The organism is Paenibacillus sp. DP01 (genome assembly GCF_044784315.1).
Lineage (GTDB): Bacteria > Bacillota > Bacilli > Paenibacillales > Paenibacillaceae > Paenibacillus > Paenibacillus polymyxa.
Genome location: NZ_CP173059.1, coordinates 5,556,760 through 5,573,232 on the forward strand (window position 1 = coordinate 5,556,760; position 16,473 = coordinate 5,573,232).

Consider the following 16,473-nt stretch of genomic DNA (forward strand, 5'->3'; position numbering starts at 1 on the left):
CCTTTTTTTTAATTCGTGTCTATTAAAATTTGATGATCCCTGAAGTATGAAGGAAGACCAACAACATCAGGATCGGTGCAACATACCGAAGGCCGAACAACCATACACGGAACCAGAAAGGCTTGAGATTGGCATGCTCGCCAGCAGTTTTCCAGTAGTACCCTGTGAATATAACTATCAGTAAGCCGCCCAATGGCAAGAAGATGTTGGACGCTGTGAAGTCAACAAAGTCAAAGAAAGATTTGTCGCCCACCTTTAACTCTGGAACCAACCCCATCGACAATGCAGAAGGGACACCCAGCAACAGACACAGGATCGATACGATGACAACCGAGCGTACCCGGCCCCAACGGAACCGCTCCATAACATAAGCTACGGGTACCTCCAGCAGGGATACCATAGAGCCTAATGCTGCAACCGCCAGCAATACGAAGAACAAACCGCCGAAGAAAGCTCCGAAAGGCATGGCAGAGAATGCAGCCGGTAAAGCAATAAAGACCAAAGACGGTCCTTGGGCAGGGTTAATACCAAAGGAGAAGGTTGTAGGGAAAATGATCATACCTGCGATAAACGCATAGATTAAATCCCCGCCACCCACTGCCAGCATAGCTCCCCCCAGCGATTGTCGACGATCTACATAAGCACCATATGTGACCATGATCCCCATCCCCAGTGAGAGGGAGAAGAAGGCATGTCCCAAAGCAACCAATGCAGATTCTATACTTAACTTAGAAAAGTCAGGATTCAAAAAGAAGGATACACCCGCACCAGAACCTGGCAGCATGAGAGCGTTAATCATCAGCACGAGCAACAGGATGACCTTAGCAGGAATCAAAATTTTATTGAACTTTTCAATTCCGTTCGATACCCCAAGGGTAACCACGACTGCTGTAAATGCAAAAACAATTAACAACCATACCAACGGTGCATAGCCGGAGGAAAATGAAGCAAACTGACCAGCAAAATCATTATTCGAAAACAGACTTCCGCTAAATGCCTCTACGGCATAATGCAGTGTCCATCCTCCTACAATGGCATAGAACGACAAAATAACAAACGGCACGATAACAAACATAATGCTCATCTTGCCCCAAATTGGATGTCCGCCTACTTTCACCATTGCAGAGGCAGCACTTCCTCGACCTGCACGACCAAGCGCAAGCTCTGCTAAAAGCACAGGCAAACCAACAAGCAACAAGCAGACAATAAACAACAAGAAAAATGCAGCTCCGCCATATTGTCCGGTAATATACGGAAATTTCCAGATGTTGCCTAGTCCTGCCGCACTCCCGATCGCTGCCAAAATGAATCCAGCCGACGAGAAGCGTTCATTCTTATCAGACAGGTTATTCTGCCCCTTGCCCAAATTCATGGTATCCCCCTCATTCTCTCTACTTACGCATAAACTTGAGCATGCGTACATAAATAATTTTTTCTCATTATAGCGTAAGTAGGATGCGAGGTCATGCATAATTTTTCACTATTTCCGGATTTATTTTCATAATGTTCGGGATCTACACAATACAACAAAAAACTACATTTTTTCTTCAGTATCCTTCTTTATAAAGGTCTCTCCCATACGATTGGATACTTTTTGATAAATATACGAAATGGCCAGCAATACAACCCCAAAGGAGAAATAGGCTACAATCGTACTTCCCGACGTTAATAGGTGTAGATCGTACAATAGCAGCTTACCTGTAGCTAGCAGAGTCAAGCCCAACCCAAATCGGCGGATGTAGACCACTCGCTTGAGGAAGCCGTATACAATATACAAAATAGCCAACAGGAGATACACCAGACTGAACACAAGACCTGCGTCTCCCAGGTGGAACTGAACTCCGAGAAAGGCGGTAATGATGCCCAACAAATATACACCCATAATGACCGGATATAGCTCATTACTTCTATAATGTCGCGTCATCAGTGCGTTTAGGAAGTCCTTGCTGCTGAAGAATACCAGTACATTAAAGGCTGCCAGTACAATTAACGCCACATAATCAGCAGCCGTATTCTGCGCATAATCCTCATGCAAGGTTGGAATCGCTACGGTTACCACCAATGCCAGCGCGTAGCCTATGACGTACAATGCCAAGCTATAATATTTAATCACCCGATCGTACAACAGCTTCACTTTAGGCAGGAAATAAGCTAACACCAGGGATACGCAGGTGAACAACAATACCTTGTACAAGGTGTAATGTGCAAACTCATCGGATACGACGATGTTATACCAATGCCCAGCTTCGTACAAAAGATAGAGGTACACGTTCACCAAAGCTACATACTTAAATCCTTGCATGATATGCATTTCGTACAAACGATTGTTTTTGAAAGCATTCGGACGACTATATTCAATCGCATAGAAGACAGTAACGATCAACATTCCCAGTGTAATGAGCGTATATTTGAGCCCAAAATAATCTGTCTCAAAGCCTGACAACAGATATATAGGGAAATCAATGAAAAAGAATGCGCCCAGACACAATCCTAGAATGCCCCATCCTGCACGCTCCAATTCTTTCAAGCGATAGCGATGTCCATACAATGTAAGAAGCACAGCCTCGATTAACCAGCCCATGGACAACCATCTGACTCCAAACTGGAACGGAATCATGAGAATGGCAAAGGTCAATGATGTCGTATAAAACAGTATTTTGGTTTGTTTCTCCTCTGGAATATATCGCCGAACCCATTGGCCCAAGCCCCCATACACCAAGCAAAAGACGAGTGCCAGTAATCCTTTGTAATCATCCAGACCTGCATCGCCGAACAGAGAATACAGAACGGAACAGCTCACAACTGTATTCAGAGCCAACAAGGAGAAATCCAGCCATGATAGTTTTGTTTTGAGTCGGAACGGCACCCACAGTGTCATCCCGAGATACATCGCAAATGTAATGATTGCATATAGCATGCTGGCTATATTGCTTTCTGATAACCACGCGAGTACAACCATTAATGGGGTATTGAGCAGAAAGCTGATATATTGCACGATGACCCACCGTTTGCGGAAGGATACAAGCAGGATCAGCAGGTTCAGCAAGAATAGATAGCCCATCGCGATATACACGGCGTTTCCTTCCAGCCCGTTTGCTGCCATATAGGAGAACAACGGAAGATATCCCCCTACTAAACCGAAGGAACATATCGTTCGAGATTCATATCTTAAGGACAACAGCACAGCGGTCACCGTAACTAGAACGGACAAGCCTATACCTGTATACATTCCTATGATTTCTAGCAAAAAGTAGCTATAAAAAATGGACCCGTACAGTACAGAAATACCGCCGCCCAAGATACCGAGCGCAAAGGTCTGCTTCTGCTTGCGATACAACCACTCGCCGCCGCCCAGCATCAGCGCTCCTAGCAAAAAGAACGCAACGCCCTTCATATTCCCTGTAAACCAGTTTGAGTATGAGTATTTAAAAGCGGCTCCCACACCCAAGATAATGAGCAAAATCCCCAGCTTGTTAATCCAGTTCAATCCCAGCATCATTTCAAACTGATTCTGCTTCATGCGCTTCTGCATCGTTTCTTCGCTGATCTCTTCTTCCCCGAGCTGATGAAGCTCATTTCCCGTCTGATGAAGCAATTTGCGCTCTGCCTCCTGAAACCGCCTGCGTTGCTCCATGATCCGGTCACGAATCTCCTCCGAGAACAGTCTCAGTCTAGCGACGATCTCGTCCTGATCCTCTTTAAGCTCATGAGTGGTTTGCTGAATAAGCTGGTCCACCCGGTTTTTAGCCCCATATTCAATGGATGTCAGCCGGTTTTCCCCTTCTGCGGTTCTGGAAGCAAAATAGGTCTCCAGCTTTTCCCGCGAAATGCGAATCATATTCGCCTTTTCGCTCAACATCTGCTCCGTCAGTGCAGTACGCAGCTTTCCATTTTCCTGCTCAATATGTCGTACCCGCTCTTCCAAGTGAATGCAGCGAGCCTGATAATCCTCGAACTTTTTTCGCAGAACCTCGTTTTCCAAAATGATATCTGAAGCTTCGTAATCTGCGATTAATGTTTGATACTCCTTGAGCAGCTTGTTCTGTTCTTGGCGGATCGTATGTAAACGATCTTTAAAATCCTCCATGTTCCCCTCCATCGCTGTCGTTTTGGTAATCATTACATTTTACATGAAATTAAAATAGCATTATAGAGACTATAGCCCATTTTGAACGCTGAATTAAGGCTATTACTTAAATATTCTTCCAGTTTCATTATCACAGATGAAGTAGAATGGAAATACATAAGAAATAAAGCCTACCTTTCCCCTTCGCAAACATGAAATCGAAATTGAAAGGAGAAATATACATGTATTCAGTAAGTGGTACTATAGCTTTGATCGCAAGCATGTCCATGTTTTGGATTTTATACGTTCTAAGAGTCAGCCATTCTGTAGGTTACAATGATGCTTTTCACTTGTTTCCACTTATCTTAATCGCATTGTGTATTTATTTTTATTGGAAAGATCATGTTGAAAAAAGGAAGTAATCCAGTGTACTGACTCATGCCCTTGATTAACCTGCCAAAAATTCGTATACTTACAAAAAAGCAAACGACATTGTGCCTGTGAAGAGCATCCAACTCGGAGGCGTTTACGCCAAGGATTATACGTTAGTGTACGATATGGCGATATGTTCCTAAGTAGACCGGACCCGCCCGTTAAAGCGGAGCAAAGTGGATTGGAGAGTATGACTTCTGTCATGCTGTCCGGTCAATTTGGGTGGCACCGCGAGATCAAAGCGCTCCTCGTCCCATGTGGATGAGGGCGCTTTTTGTATTTTTATCCGAAAAGGAGTGCGGTGTCATGTTAGATATCAAGTGGATTAGAGAGCATCAAGAGCAGGTTCAGAGAGCGGCAGACGACAAAAGAATACAAGTATCGGTCGCAGAGCTGTTAACCCTGGATGATCGGAGAAAGCAGCTGCTTCGGGAAGTGGAGCAGCTTCGCCAGATGCGTAATCAGTGTAGTCAGGATATTGGGGCGCTAATTCAGGCCGGGAAAAATGAACAGGCGGATGAGGCTAAGCGGCAGGTCAAAGAAATTAACGGACGGCTAGATCTTCTGGAAGCCCCGCAACAGGAACTAGAGCAACAGTTTCAACAGCTCTTGCTTCTAATGCCTAATATCGTATCCCCGGATACGCCGCGAGGCCAGTCGGATCAAGATAATATAGAACTGGAACGGGTCGGAACGATACCTGACTTTGGATTTGAACCCAAGGATCATATGATGCTCGGCCAGCTTCACAACCTGATCGATGTGCCTCGCGGTGTCAAAACAGCCGGTACCCGTAACTATTATCTGACGGGAGCTGGGGTCGCGTTGCACCGGGCTGTACAGCAGCTTGCTGTTGATCTGCTGAGCGAACGAGGATTTCAGCTGCTGGACGTACCATTAATGGTACGCTCTGAGGCAATGCGCAGCACTGGCTTTTTCCCGCTTGGACTGGATCAGACGTACCGTATCGCTGGAGAAGATCAATGGCTTGTAGGCACCTCGGAAGTTCCGCTGGTCTCGTATTACAGCGGTGAGATTATGGACGTTACAGACCCGATTCGGCTGGCGGCGGTATCCGTATGCTTCCGCAACGAGGTTGGCTCGGCCGGAAGGGACGTGCACGGACTGTATCGTGTGCACCAGTTTGCCAAGGTGGAGCAGGTCATCATCTGCGAAGCGAGTCTGGAAGCTTCAGAGCAGATGTTTCAGGAGATTACGCGCAATGCGGAAGATCTGCTTCAACTGCTGGAGCTCCCCTACCGTAAGATGGCTGTCTGTACAGGCGACATGTCGCAAAAAACCTACAAGCAGGTGGACATTGAGACATGGATGCCTAGCAGACAGGCTTACGGCGAAACACACTCGTCGTCCCAGTTGCTTGATTTTCAGGCGCGTCGTTCCAACATCCGGTACCGTAATGCGGACGGCAAGCTACAATATTGTTACACACTTAACAATACAGCGGTCGCTTCGCCTCGGATCTTGATCCCGTTGCTAGAGCATCACCAACAGGAGGACGGTTCGATCCGCATTCCAGAAGCTTTACGCCAGTATATGCCGCAGCATATAGAATTTTTGCGTCCTCCCATGTCATGAAAATATGGGCACACTTTGAAGAAGCGTAGAGCCAATGAGTAGGATTTCCTCATAGTCATAAACACAAAAAAGACGAAGGACAACCATCCTTCGCCTTTTTTTAATGTCTCACTGCGCTTCTGCTTCCCATGCACTAGCAGGGCCAAAAAATTCATAGTGGATATCCGATGCAGGGATATTCCACTCTTTCAACTGGCCGTATACCGATTGCATGAATCCCACAGGGCCACAAAAATAATACTGAGCGTTACGTTCCGGTATCACGGATTGCAGCCAGGCCAGATCCAGATGTCCTTCCTTATGAAAGGCCTGAGCTAGACGATCCTGCTCGGTTGGTCTGCTGTAGCACCACCGAACAGCCGCCTGTGCATGTGTGGCGACTAGTTCTTCCACCTCATTACGCAGAGCATGGTTATCTCCGCTGACTGCTGCGTGGACAAAAGTGACGGGCCGATTCGGAGCAGTTTCCACCAGGGAAGCCAGCATGCTGACCATCGGGGTGAGCCCGACTCCACCACTGATTAATACAACAGGTCTGCGATCTGTCCGATCCAGGGTAAAGTCACCCGCCGGTGCAGATACCAATAGTACATCGCCCTCCTGCACGTGCTCATGCAGATACACAGATACCTTGCCCGCTGGACGAGACCCTACAGCATCCTCTCGTTTTACGGATATCCGGTAGTAAGGTTTTCCTGGTGCACTAGAAAGGCTATATTGACGGATATGAGTATTATGTTCACCCGGAATCTCCATCTTCAAGCTGATATATTGCCCAGGCTCGAATGCAGGCAGCACCTGTCCATCCTGCGGCACCAGGTAAAAGGACGTAATTCGCTCGCTTTCCTTAACCTTTTTCTGTACAACAAAGTTCTTAAAGTCTGACCAACCTCCCTGCTGCTGTTCAGCCTCCTTGTACATTTCAGCTTCCACATCTATAAATACATTCGCAATCACACCATAGGCTTCATCCCATGCGTTGATGATCTCATCTGTTGCTGCATCCCCTAGCACGTCCTTGATCGCAGCGAGTAGATATTTCCCGACGATAGGATAATGCTCTGGCTTAATCCCCAAACTACGATGCTTATGTGCAATCTGGCGTACCACCGGAAGAATTTCCTCCAGACGGTCAATGTGCTGTGCGGCCGCATATACAGCATTGGCCAGCGCCCCCTGTTGACGTCCTTGCTTCTGATTCGCGTGATTAAATATATTGAGAAGCTCGGGATGGGCCTCGAACATCATCTGATAAAAACGCTTGGTGATTGTAGTTCCGTGTACCTCCAAAACAGGTACAGTCGATTTGATCGTTGCAATGGTTTGCTCACTTAGCATTGTTGTATCCCTCTTTTCTCCAAAATAATGATGAACAAAAGGCGTTACAACATAGCTCCCTTTTGTTAACCTTCAATTAAAGCAAGTATACCCACATAAAGTAACCGTTTATGTGATTCCAGTCACTTTAAATTTGAAATAATGTGAACGTGTCAATGACAAAACGCACAATTATATACATTCCCGGTGTAGATAATAGCACATCCACAAGTAGGCAAAGAGAAGCTCCTTTTAACTCAGCCAACCACCATTCCCATTTTCATTCAGTACCGATTCCAATTTATGATTCGAAAGACTTCAATTTATTCCACTTGTAAACGCTTCCAATTAAGATAGAATCGTAGATGAGGTACCGGACAAGCTGTTCGGGGCCATCCTATCTATATTAGGGAGGCAGATGATATCGTGAAGTGGATCAACAACAGCAAATGGTTAGCCCCATGGATTTGTATTATAATCGCAGTGGTCGGTGCAGGTCTTCAACCCGATGCAGTACATGCCAATACAACAGGCGTTACGCAAGCAACCTATGGGAGCGAGATGAACCCATCGATGAATGGTTTGGACGCCGCTAATGCAGAACTGTCCTTGAGTGCAACAGCAAGCACAGCCATTACGAATGGAACGGATTGGAAGGACACTGCAGGAAACCCGATTCAGGCGAACAGCGGCAATATCCTAAAAGTAGGTTCCACTTATTATTGGTACGGCGAGCACGCTGAGAACTGGAAATTTGAAAAAGTGAACGTATATACCTCGACTGATTTGAAGAATTGGTCCTTCCGCAGTAGTATCCTCACCAAAGATTCCGCCCCTGAGCTGAATTCGAGCAAAATCGAGCGGCCTAAAGTCATTTACAACAAATCCACCGGAAAATATGTACTATGGGCACACTATGAAAATGGCACGGACTACTCACTCGGTCGCGTAGCTGTTGCTACCAGCGATACACCAGACGGGAATTTCACCTACCAAGGCAGCTTCCGCCCGCTGAATTATGAGTCCCGTGATATGACGGTGTTCACGGATACCGACGGTAGCGGCTACCTCATTACAGCTTCCCGTAAAAATGGTGGCGCCAATGATACGATGGCAATCTTCAAGCTGACAGCCGATTATACAGGCGTGCAGTCATTTGTTGGCTGGATTTTTGAAAATGGTTATCGTGAAGCGCCTGCTGTTGTGAAAAAGAACAACACCTACTACCTGTTCACCTCGCAGGCATCCGGCTGGTATCCGAATCAGGGTGCTTATGCAACCGCCAGCTCCATGACTGGAAGCTGGTCTGCTTTGTCGCCTTTCGGTGATCCGGCAGCTTACGGCTCGCAAATCCACTCCATCGCCACAATTACAGGCAGCGCAGGAACCAGTTATATCTATATGGGCGACCGCTGGAATCCGCTCAATCTGAGCGATCACAAATTCATCTGGTTGCCACTGACCCTGAATGACTCCAATAAAACGGCTACTCTAAACTGGTACAGTAGCTGGGATATGGATGCTGCTACAGGCACAGTCATCCTGCCATCCCTTGTGAATCACGCGCAAGGCAAAACAGCTACTGCCAGTTCAGCCGCATCTGCTTCCCCGGCTTCACTGGCGAACGATGGCAATCCCCAAACCTCATGGAAGGCTACATCTGCATCCTGGCCTGCTTGGTGGCAGGTGGATTTGGGCAGTACCAAGACGATTAACGAAGTGGATATTTCATGGTTTATGTACAAAGGATCTGAGGCATATTACAAGTATAAGATCGAATATAGTACGGATGGCGTTCATTATTCCACCATTGACCGTACGAGCAATACTGCATACGGCTTTACCAGTGACAAAGTTAATTTTCAAGCCCGTTACGTGCGAATCAATCTTGTAAATGCAGTGCTATTCAATAATCCGAACAACTGGTATACTCCGACGGTGCATGAAGTGAGATTGCTTGGCAATTAATTTGCTTCATTAAAAAGAACATGGCAGGAGAGTGCCCACATCAGTTAGGCCTTCTTCTGCCATGCTTGTGCTTTACCATCCGTTTCTTACTCACTGGCTCAACGCATCCGATTCACTGTGGTGAACACAAATTTATCATACCGATGGCGCGAGAATGAGTATTCAAATGGTATCCCCGTATCCAGATAACCCACTTGCTCAATTTCCAAGATTGGGTCATCTGCTGCACAATCCAGATGCTCCCGATCCAGTTCCGTCGACTTGGATGCCCGGATGGTACGATGTGAACCGACAATATTAAGGCCCAGTTCCTCCTTAATATGTTTGTACACCGAGCCATACAACACTTCCTCGGTAATACCGCTAATCAGCTTCGTTGGCATGTACGTGCGCTCGATAACATAGGGTTCGCCCTCCACAACACGCAGACGGATCACATGATATACAGGAGAATTGACGTCAATAAACAGATGAGTCGCTACTTCCTCGGATGGAAATTGAACGTCAAAGGCTATGATTTTACTTTTGATTTCTTTCCCGCGCAGTACGTTGGTCAGCCCCAGCATTTCATTTACAACGACATTAACCGGGCCATTGTAGACCGATTTGACGATAAAGGTTCCGTGTCCTCTTTTACGATTCAGCAGTCCGTCCATCACCAATGTGTCCAATGCCCTCTTAATCGTCATTCGACTTACACGAAACTCTTTTGCCAATGAGATCTCATCAGGGATGGGATCATCACTGCAGTAGGTCTTATTCATAATACGCTCTTTGACCTCTTGTGCAATCCGCTCGTATTTGTTCATCTGTCTACCACCTGTACTAAAAATTGTTTTATGTCAGCATTTTACCAAAATATCGGTAGCGCTGGTTTTTCTGTTCTGCAGGCGGGACGTTAAGGTATGACGGTATAGTAAGTATACCGAACATTATACTTTCTCACCAGCGGTATACAGCACAGCTTCTTTTCAGCAATGAAGAAAAAAAGGCGGTCCAAAGGACCACCCCCCCACCTTACCTTAGAATCCGTTATTTTCGATCACTTGTTTGAACCAGTACCCACTCTGCTTAACGGATCTTTTACCCTCGTTCTGAAGATCCACGGATACAAAGCCGTAGCGATTCTTATATGCGTTCGTCCAGGACCAGTTGTCCATAAACGTCCATAAGTGATAGCCTTTCACATTGGACCCTTCTGAGATAGCTCGTTGGACCCATTTGAGATGCTCACGGATAAAATCAATACGATAATCATCGCGGATCATACCCTGCTCATCTCTGAATTTTTCTTCACCTTGAACGCCCATTCCGTTTTCTGAAATGAAGCATTCAATGTTGCCGTAATTTTCTCTGACATTGGTCAGAATGTCGTAAATGCCCTTCTCATAAATCTCCCAGCCTCGCATCTCATTCATCTTACGACCAGGCATGGCATAATAATCGAAGAATCGTTCCGGCACAAAAGGTGCGTCTGGATTTGGGAGACTTTCGCGAGCCTTGACTCTGCGCGGCTGATAATAGTTAATCCCCAGCAGGTCTACAGTACCCTGGCGTATAATTTCCCGATCTCCATCTTCCATGCTCGGTACAAATCCCTCTTGGCGTAACAGCTCCACAAGCAAAGGGTTAAATTCTCCCGTCACAGATGGGTCTAAAAAGGAACGGTTAAAGAACGCGTCGCATATTTCAGCAGCCTGCACGTCTGCCGGATGCTGACTACGCGGATAGCTCGGCGTCAGGTTCAAAATAATACCGATTTTGCCTTTATAGCCGCCTTCTCTGTAAGCCTTAATGGCACTGGCGCTCGATAACAGGGTATGATATCCCACCTGTACAGCTTTACCGAAATCCACTTCATTGGGATAGTGGAAATCGTATAGATAGCCGCCTTCCACCGGGACAATTGGCTCGTTATGCGTAAACCATTTGGCTACACGATCCCCGAACAACTCAAAGCAAGTGTTCGCGTAATCCACGTAAGCTTCGACCGTCTCGCGGTTTACCCAGCCTCCTTTTTCCTGTAAAGCCATCGGCAAATCAAAATGATACAGATTCACAAACGGCTCAATGCCCACCTGGTGCAACTCTTCAATGACGGAGTTATAAAATTGAACCGCCTGCTGGTTTATTTCACCTTTCCCTGCCGGAAACAGGCGTGACCAGGAGATAGAGAACCGGAAAGAGTTGTGGCCAAGCTCTTTCATGAGTGCAATATCTTCTTTATAACGGGTATAGAAACGGGATGTATCAGCAGGACCGACCCCGTCATAGAAACGGTTCGGCTCCTGCTCAAACCAATAATCCCAAATGTTCGGTCCTTTGCCGTCTCCCTCCACAGTTCCTTCTGTCTGGGTAGCCGAAGCTGAGGAACCCCACCAGAAGTCAGTCGGAAAACGGTATTGAATGGCTTGCTGCTCTATATCTTTCATTTCGGTATGATTCACAGCTCTACTCCTCTCTCTTTTGCAAAGAACAAGTCCACTACACTAGCAGCTCATTCATGTTACATTCCAACAGTTTGATCCTTACCTGCAACGGCTGCTTGTTTAAGCTCCTCTTCCTGCTCCTTACGAACGTTCATCCGATCAATAATTTTCAGGAACGGGAACCAGATGACAAAGACGACAGCCATATTAAACAACTGCAGTATGCCTCCCATTAGAGAACCCGTAGCCATCATTCCACTAAAGAACAACGGCATCGTCCAAGGAACCTGTATCCCGTTGGGCGGCGGTACAATCCCCGTAGTCATGGCAAAGTAAGTAATCAGCGTAACGATCATTGGAGAAATGACCCACGGAACAAAAATAAGCGGATTCATCACAATCGGCAGACCGAATATGACGGGTTCGTTGACATTAAACAGACCTGGTCCAAGGGCCAGCTTACTGACCTGCTTCAATTGCTTACTCTTCAGGAAGATCAGAATCGAAAGCACGACAGCCAATGTCATACCTGTACCACCGATACCTACTGTATAAATATCCACAAACTGCTTGGTGATAATATGCGGCAGTTCCGCTCCTTTGGAGTACGCTTCATAGTTTTCAAGTGCAAGTGTATTCCAGATTGGGTCCATAACCGAGTTGATAATAATCTGACCATGAAGCCCAAAGAACCATAAAAGCTGAACAAAGAAAATAGCAATTAATGTAGGTATAATACCACTGCCCAAATGCACCAGCGGTGCCTGTACGGCATGATAAATCAGATCATGCAGGTTATTGTGAAGGGTCAGTGTAACTACAACATTAATGATCAAAAATATACCCAATGTGATACATGCCGGAAGCAAAGCGGCAAACGATTTGGCAACGGCTGGCGGAACACCTGGAGGCATTTTAATGACAAAATTTCGCTGTGTCACCCTCCGGTATATCTCAGCCGCGATAAAGGCGACGATCATACCAAGGAACATGCCTTTGGCACCGATCCGGTCCACCGGAATGACACCAGCAATCGTGGCACCGCTTTCTTGTGTCAGTACAAAAGGGGTGAGCATTAAGAAACTGGCCAACGCGATCATACCGCCGAATATGGGCTCGACCTTATAACTTCGAGATAGATAATAACCAATCCCGACGATGACAAATAAGGTCATAATATTCAGTGTGGCATTAGGCGCAATGTTCAGCAGACTGCTAAAAGTCGCATAATTGCCGTCGCCCATCCACCCTTTTAGAAACGGCAGATTAATAATAACTACAATAATGGAGCCAAAAACTGTTAATGGAAATGACAGCATGAATGCATCACGCAGTACAGTAAGATAGCGGTTGTTGTTCAGTTTACCGGCAATAGGTATCAGTATCCGGCTTAATTTTTCAAACAAAGCCTATTCCTCCCCGCGAAGTGACTTGCATCAATAGGGTTGCAAGCATTTCATGTCCCAAAATTCACAAATTTACAGGTCCAGCTATAAACTTCTGGATTTGAACAGCTCCAGCAGTTCTTGGACCAAATCCTTCATGGTAGCCGTAGACATCAGATGATCCTCGGCATGCATCAAGAGAAGCGAGAAGGGAGTTTGGGTTCCTCCCGCTTCCTTCTTAACCATTTGAAAATGGATATCATGCGCGGCACGTAAATCCTGCTTGGCTTGTTTGAGCAAATCGTCCGCACCTTCTACATTTTCATTTCTGTATTCAGTCAGCGCCTGAATCACTTTGCTGCGAGCGCTTCCACTATGCAAAATAAGTTGGAAACTAATTTGTTCTTCCGTCAGATCAGCTATATTAACTTTATCCATTTTTACGTTCCACCAGTTTCACAGCCTGTTCGTAGGCTTTCTTACCGTCAACCATTCCGTAGGCCATCATGTCAATCACTTCTACATGAATACCATATTGGGCTGCTTCCTTTTCCAGCTGTCCTTTAAGAAAACTCATTTGCGGGCCGATCAATACAGCGTCAGCCTTAGCCATGTCCTCTGCGGCTTGATCTTGACCTACTGCCCAAATTTCAGCCTCGTCTCCAATGGACTTAGCATAATCCTGCATCTTAGTAACCAGCAAACTTGTAGACATACCTGAGCTGCACGCCAGTAAAATTTTCTTCATGATTGTTCCTTCCCTTCAAGGTCTGATTGGATGATAACTACTAGAAAACGTTTACAGCGTAATTATAAATCCGCTTTTTGAATTTGTCTATACATTTAACATATATGTATAGACTTTTTTTAAAATGACACATTTTCTTCTTTTTTTTGAAAGTGAACTGATCCCTCATCTTTAATCTCTCAATAATAATCGATTTTCACTATTAGAGATTCTCCCAATGATATGTTATTCGATTCTGTAAATTGTTAACATGAGCTACGGAATAGGCTTGATAGCCCCTCCGTAGCCAAAGAATAGCTGAGGTCAGAAGAGATGAGTAGAGACGAGATGAACAAGCATCCTACATGAAAGTAGAGCTTTCACGCACTGAAAATTAGAAAAATTTTGAATATAAAGAAACATTCCTACATTTTTATCGTCTATATTATGGAAGGCCTTACGTATGAGGGCAGAATTCTTTGAAGCCCGAAGTTAAAAATCAACTCACAAAGGAGCTTATGCATGTTGAAAAAGTTAGGATTAGCTGCATTAATTTTGATTACTGGCATCTCTGTTATTGGAACAGGCTGGGCCGCACCCAGCATAACAACCATTGAAGTCTCTAAAACTGCTGTAGATTACAACATTGCTCGTCCTTCAAGCGATGGTGCTTTTCATGATGGCTTATTGGCTGCTGAAACATCTGCCGGAAACCTTGTGTATTACAATACCAAGGGACAAAAGGCTTTCTCTCTTCCCGCCGAGCTTAAACCTGTTGGTGATTTTCAAGAGCAGCGGGCTGTAGTCAAAAATACAAAAACCAATCTCTTTGGGTACATTAATACGAAAGGGACACTGGTCATTCCTTGCCAATACACCGAAGCCAATGTCTTTTCCGAAGGCAAGGCCAAGGTCACCATAGCAGACACCAAAGAAAATGCAATTATAGATCGAACGGGAAAAACCCTTTCTCATTTTAAAGAACATGTGGATTCAGAATATGTATTTACAGAAGGTCTGGCCCTTGCCTATGCCCCTAACACTGGGAAGATTGGTTTTGTGAATGCTTCCGGTAAGCTAGCGATTCCTTATCAATACAAATACAGTCGTAGTTTCTCGGATGGCTTGGCTATTGTTCAAAATAGCAAGGGACTATACGGTTATATCAATACGGCAGGAAAAGAAGTCATTCCACCTCAATACAAATCCGGCGGAGACTTCTCGGAAGGATTGGCTCCAGTACAAAATGCCAAGGGTAAATGGGGATTCATCAATAAACAGGGAAAAGTCGTGATTCCCTTTAAGTTTACGGATGCACAGGATTTTAGCGAGGGCTTGGCCAGTGTGAAAAATGCGAAAAATGAGGTTGGGTTTATTGATAAAACCGGAACATTGGTCATTAAATATCAACAAAAATATGACGTTACATCTCCATTCAAGGAAGGCATTGCTTTAGTTGGTAAACAAGCAAACTCATCTGTCTCGAACGGAAAATTCGGTTACATCAATCGCCAAGGGCAACTGCTGACCAAGCTTGAATACAGATCGGAGTCTTCTTCCTTCTCTAATGGTTATGCTGTTGCTTTTGTCAAGCCAGGCAAAGCCTTCATTGTATCTAAACATTCTGCTTCAAAATAAAAAAATAACCCTGGAGGCAGATCGAATGGATCTGCTTCCAGGGTTATTTTGACTGCTAATATCTCAAAACCACTTAGTCGTGTGTATAGAATTTTACGCCAGGCAGATCAGCTGCCACCCAAGAGTAATTAATAGTATTACTGTTGTAATTTTTGGTTCCCGCCTGAGCGATCTGTACTTCCTTCAAGATCGTGATCGATGAACCCTTTGGTCTGACGACGACGACATGACCATGTCCGTCCGCTTTTTTGATCCCGATGGTTGGGTACCCGAGGTTTGCTCTTTTTTGAGCATCCTGAAAAGTTACGGAGTACCAGCCCGGCGTGTTGTTACCCAGTAAAGCATCAGCCATTTGATTGGCTAAGCCACTTGGCAAGGAAGCCGACATCGCAGCCATCACGTCTTGTGCAAAAATATTACATTTTGTTCCACCTACTGGCGAATACTTTTTGTTCGTTTCTACCTTAAAACCGTCGATTACAGATGCGTATGTGCTTGCACTTCTAGCCATTGAAAATTCCCCCTGAATATAAGTTGTAGAGGAAATGACGGAGTCGCTTGAACATCTGAATGGCTCCACATTCGATTGATATTAGCTTCATTTCCCTCTCAACTATTAGGGTGATTTCCGGCTTACTTTAACAACGCAATACCACAGAAAATGAACTATATTTTTTTAATTTCAATCGAAACCAGAGACTTTGCTCAAAATCAACTTAACAGCAGCCATAATGTGACCCTTATTGTTTAGTCATCACTTAGCTGAAGGCTTTCTTCACTGATTACAGTTGGAACGATAAGCTCAGGAGTAGTCGCAGGCTTAGCTGGTGTAAAATAGTCTGCAACCCCCACCATTATAACAATGCCAATAAATAGCACGATCCAATTACGATTCTTTTGCATCATCTATACCTC

Annotated in this window: 13 protein-coding genes; 3 read left to right on the plus strand and 10 right to left on the minus strand. The window is 45.3% G+C overall.

Going from position 1 to position 16,473, the window contains the following annotated elements; translation table 11 throughout:
• Positions 1 to 22: 22 nt before the first annotated feature.
• Positions 23 to 1,372, minus strand: coding sequence for a sodium-dependent transporter (locus ACH59B_RS24500; RefSeq protein ID WP_016822637.1), 1,350 nt, complete (start codon positions 1,370 to 1,372; stop codon positions 23 to 25).
• A 162-nt stretch (positions 1,373 to 1,534) separates the two neighbouring features.
• The gene (locus ACH59B_RS24505) at positions 1,535 to 4,087 is read right to left on the minus strand and encodes a DUF2339 domain-containing protein (protein ID WP_019688975.1); all 2,553 of its coding nucleotides are present in this window, start codon (positions 4,085 to 4,087) and stop codon (positions 1,535 to 1,537) included.
• A gap of 717 nt (positions 4,088 to 4,804) precedes the next feature.
• On the opposite strand from ACH59B_RS24505, the gene serS reads away from it, so the two are divergent.
• Positions 4,805 to 6,094, plus strand: a complete 1,290-nt coding sequence (gene serS / locus ACH59B_RS24510) for a serine--tRNA ligase (RefSeq protein ID WP_019688976.1) — start codon at positions 4,805 to 4,807, stop codon at positions 6,092 to 6,094.
• A gap of 108 nt (positions 6,095 to 6,202) precedes the next feature.
• Here the strand turns inward: serS and hmpA are convergent, their stop codons facing one another.
• A complete protein-coding gene (gene hmpA, locus ACH59B_RS24515) occupies positions 6,203 to 7,432 on the minus strand; it encodes an NO-inducible flavohemoprotein (RefSeq protein ID WP_404302914.1) in 1,230 nt (409 codons plus the stop codon).
• A 405-nt stretch (positions 7,433 to 7,837) separates the two neighbouring features.
• Here hmpA and ACH59B_RS24520 point away from each other — a divergent pair, with 405 nt between their 5' ends.
• Complete coding sequence (locus ACH59B_RS24520; protein WP_404302916.1) at positions 7,838 to 9,379, plus strand: family 43 glycosylhydrolase; 1,542 nt, start codon at positions 7,838 to 7,840, stop codon at positions 9,377 to 9,379.
• 98 nt (positions 9,380 to 9,477) lie between these two features.
• Here ACH59B_RS24520 and ACH59B_RS24525 read toward each other — a convergent pair whose 3' ends face one another.
• The 5 genes from ACH59B_RS24525 to ACH59B_RS24545 form a co-directional block, all read right to left on the minus strand.
• Positions 9,478 to 10,188, minus strand: a complete 711-nt coding sequence (locus ACH59B_RS24525) for a GntR family transcriptional regulator (protein ID WP_016822631.1) — start codon at positions 10,186 to 10,188, stop codon at positions 9,478 to 9,480.
• Positions 10,189 to 10,401: 213 nt separating this feature from the next.
• Positions 10,402 to 11,811 carry a glycoside hydrolase family 1 protein gene (locus tag ACH59B_RS24530; RefSeq protein WP_031462474.1) on the minus strand — a complete coding sequence of 470 codons (1,410 nt, stop codon included), beginning with the start codon at positions 11,809 to 11,811 and terminating at the stop codon, positions 10,402 to 10,404.
• Between the two features lie 74 nt (positions 11,812 to 11,885).
• Complete coding sequence (celB, locus tag ACH59B_RS24535; RefSeq protein ID WP_016822629.1) at positions 11,886 to 13,214, minus strand: PTS cellobiose transporter subunit IIC; 1,329 nt, start codon at positions 13,212 to 13,214, stop codon at positions 11,886 to 11,888.
• A gap of 84 nt (positions 13,215 to 13,298) precedes the next feature.
• On the minus strand, positions 13,299 to 13,631 hold the full coding sequence (locus ACH59B_RS24540; RefSeq protein ID WP_016822628.1) for a PTS lactose/cellobiose transporter subunit IIA: 333 nt from the start codon (positions 13,629 to 13,631) through the stop codon (positions 13,299 to 13,301).
• Positions 13,624 to 13,941, minus strand: a complete 318-nt coding sequence (locus ACH59B_RS24545) for a PTS sugar transporter subunit IIB (protein WP_013312603.1) — start codon at positions 13,939 to 13,941, stop codon at positions 13,624 to 13,626. The genes ACH59B_RS24540 and ACH59B_RS24545 overlap by 8 nt, the downstream gene beginning before the upstream one ends.
• A 501-nt stretch (positions 13,942 to 14,442) precedes the next feature.
• Between ACH59B_RS24545 and ACH59B_RS24550 the strand changes: the two genes are divergently transcribed.
• The gene (locus tag ACH59B_RS24550; RefSeq protein ID WP_107733711.1) at positions 14,443 to 15,558 is read left to right on the plus strand and encodes a WG repeat-containing protein; all 1,116 of its coding nucleotides are present in this window, start codon (positions 14,443 to 14,445) and stop codon (positions 15,556 to 15,558) included.
• Positions 15,559 to 15,631: 73 nt separating this feature from the next.
• Here ACH59B_RS24550 and ACH59B_RS24555 read toward each other — a convergent pair whose 3' ends face one another.
• Positions 15,632 to 16,069, minus strand: a complete 438-nt coding sequence (locus ACH59B_RS24555; RefSeq protein ID WP_016822626.1) for a hypothetical protein — start codon at positions 16,067 to 16,069, stop codon at positions 15,632 to 15,634.
• 236 nt (positions 16,070 to 16,305) lie between these two features.
• A complete protein-coding gene (locus tag ACH59B_RS24560; RefSeq protein WP_180361564.1) occupies positions 16,306 to 16,464 on the minus strand; it encodes a hypothetical protein in 159 nt (52 codons plus the stop codon).
• Positions 16,465 to 16,473: the final 9 nt, after the last annotated feature.

Bases quoted from the DNA above. Each gene is read 5' to 3' on its own strand.
- ACH59B_RS24525 (WP_016822631.1), bottom strand. From the start codon at position 10,188: ATGAACAAATACGAGCGGATTGCACAAGAGGTCAAAGAGCGTATTATG.
- ACH59B_RS24505 (WP_019688975.1), bottom strand. From the start codon at position 4,087: ATGGAGGATTTTAAAGATCGTTTACATACGATCCGCCAAGAACAGAAC.
- ACH59B_RS24540 (WP_016822628.1), bottom strand. From the start codon at position 13,631: ATGGATAAAGTTAATATAGCTGATCTGACGGAAGAACAAATTAGTTTC.
- hmpA (WP_404302914.1), bottom strand. From the start codon at position 7,432: ATGCTAAGTGAGCAAACCATTGCAACGATCAAATCGACTGTACCTGTT.
- serS (WP_019688976.1), top strand. From the start codon at position 4,805: ATGTTAGATATCAAGTGGATTAGAGAGCATCAAGAGCAGGTTCAGAGA.
- ACH59B_RS24550 (WP_107733711.1), top strand. From the start codon at position 14,443: ATGTTGAAAAAGTTAGGATTAGCTGCATTAATTTTGATTACTGGCATC.
- ACH59B_RS24555 (WP_016822626.1), bottom strand. From the start codon at position 16,069: ATGGCTAGAAGTGCAAGCACATACGCATCTGTAATCGACGGTTTTAAG.
- ACH59B_RS24560 (WP_180361564.1), bottom strand. From the start codon at position 16,464: ATGATGCAAAAGAATCGTAATTGGATCGTGCTATTTATTGGCATTGTT.
- ACH59B_RS24545 (WP_013312603.1), bottom strand. From the start codon at position 13,941: ATGAAGAAAATTTTACTGGCGTGCAGCTCAGGTATGTCTACAAGTTTG.
- ACH59B_RS24530 (WP_031462474.1), bottom strand. From the start codon at position 11,811: ATGAAAGATATAGAGCAGCAAGCCATTCAATACCGTTTTCCGACTGAC.
- ACH59B_RS24500 (WP_016822637.1), bottom strand. From the start codon at position 1,372: ATGAATTTGGGCAAGGGGCAGAATAACCTGTCTGATAAGAATGAACGC.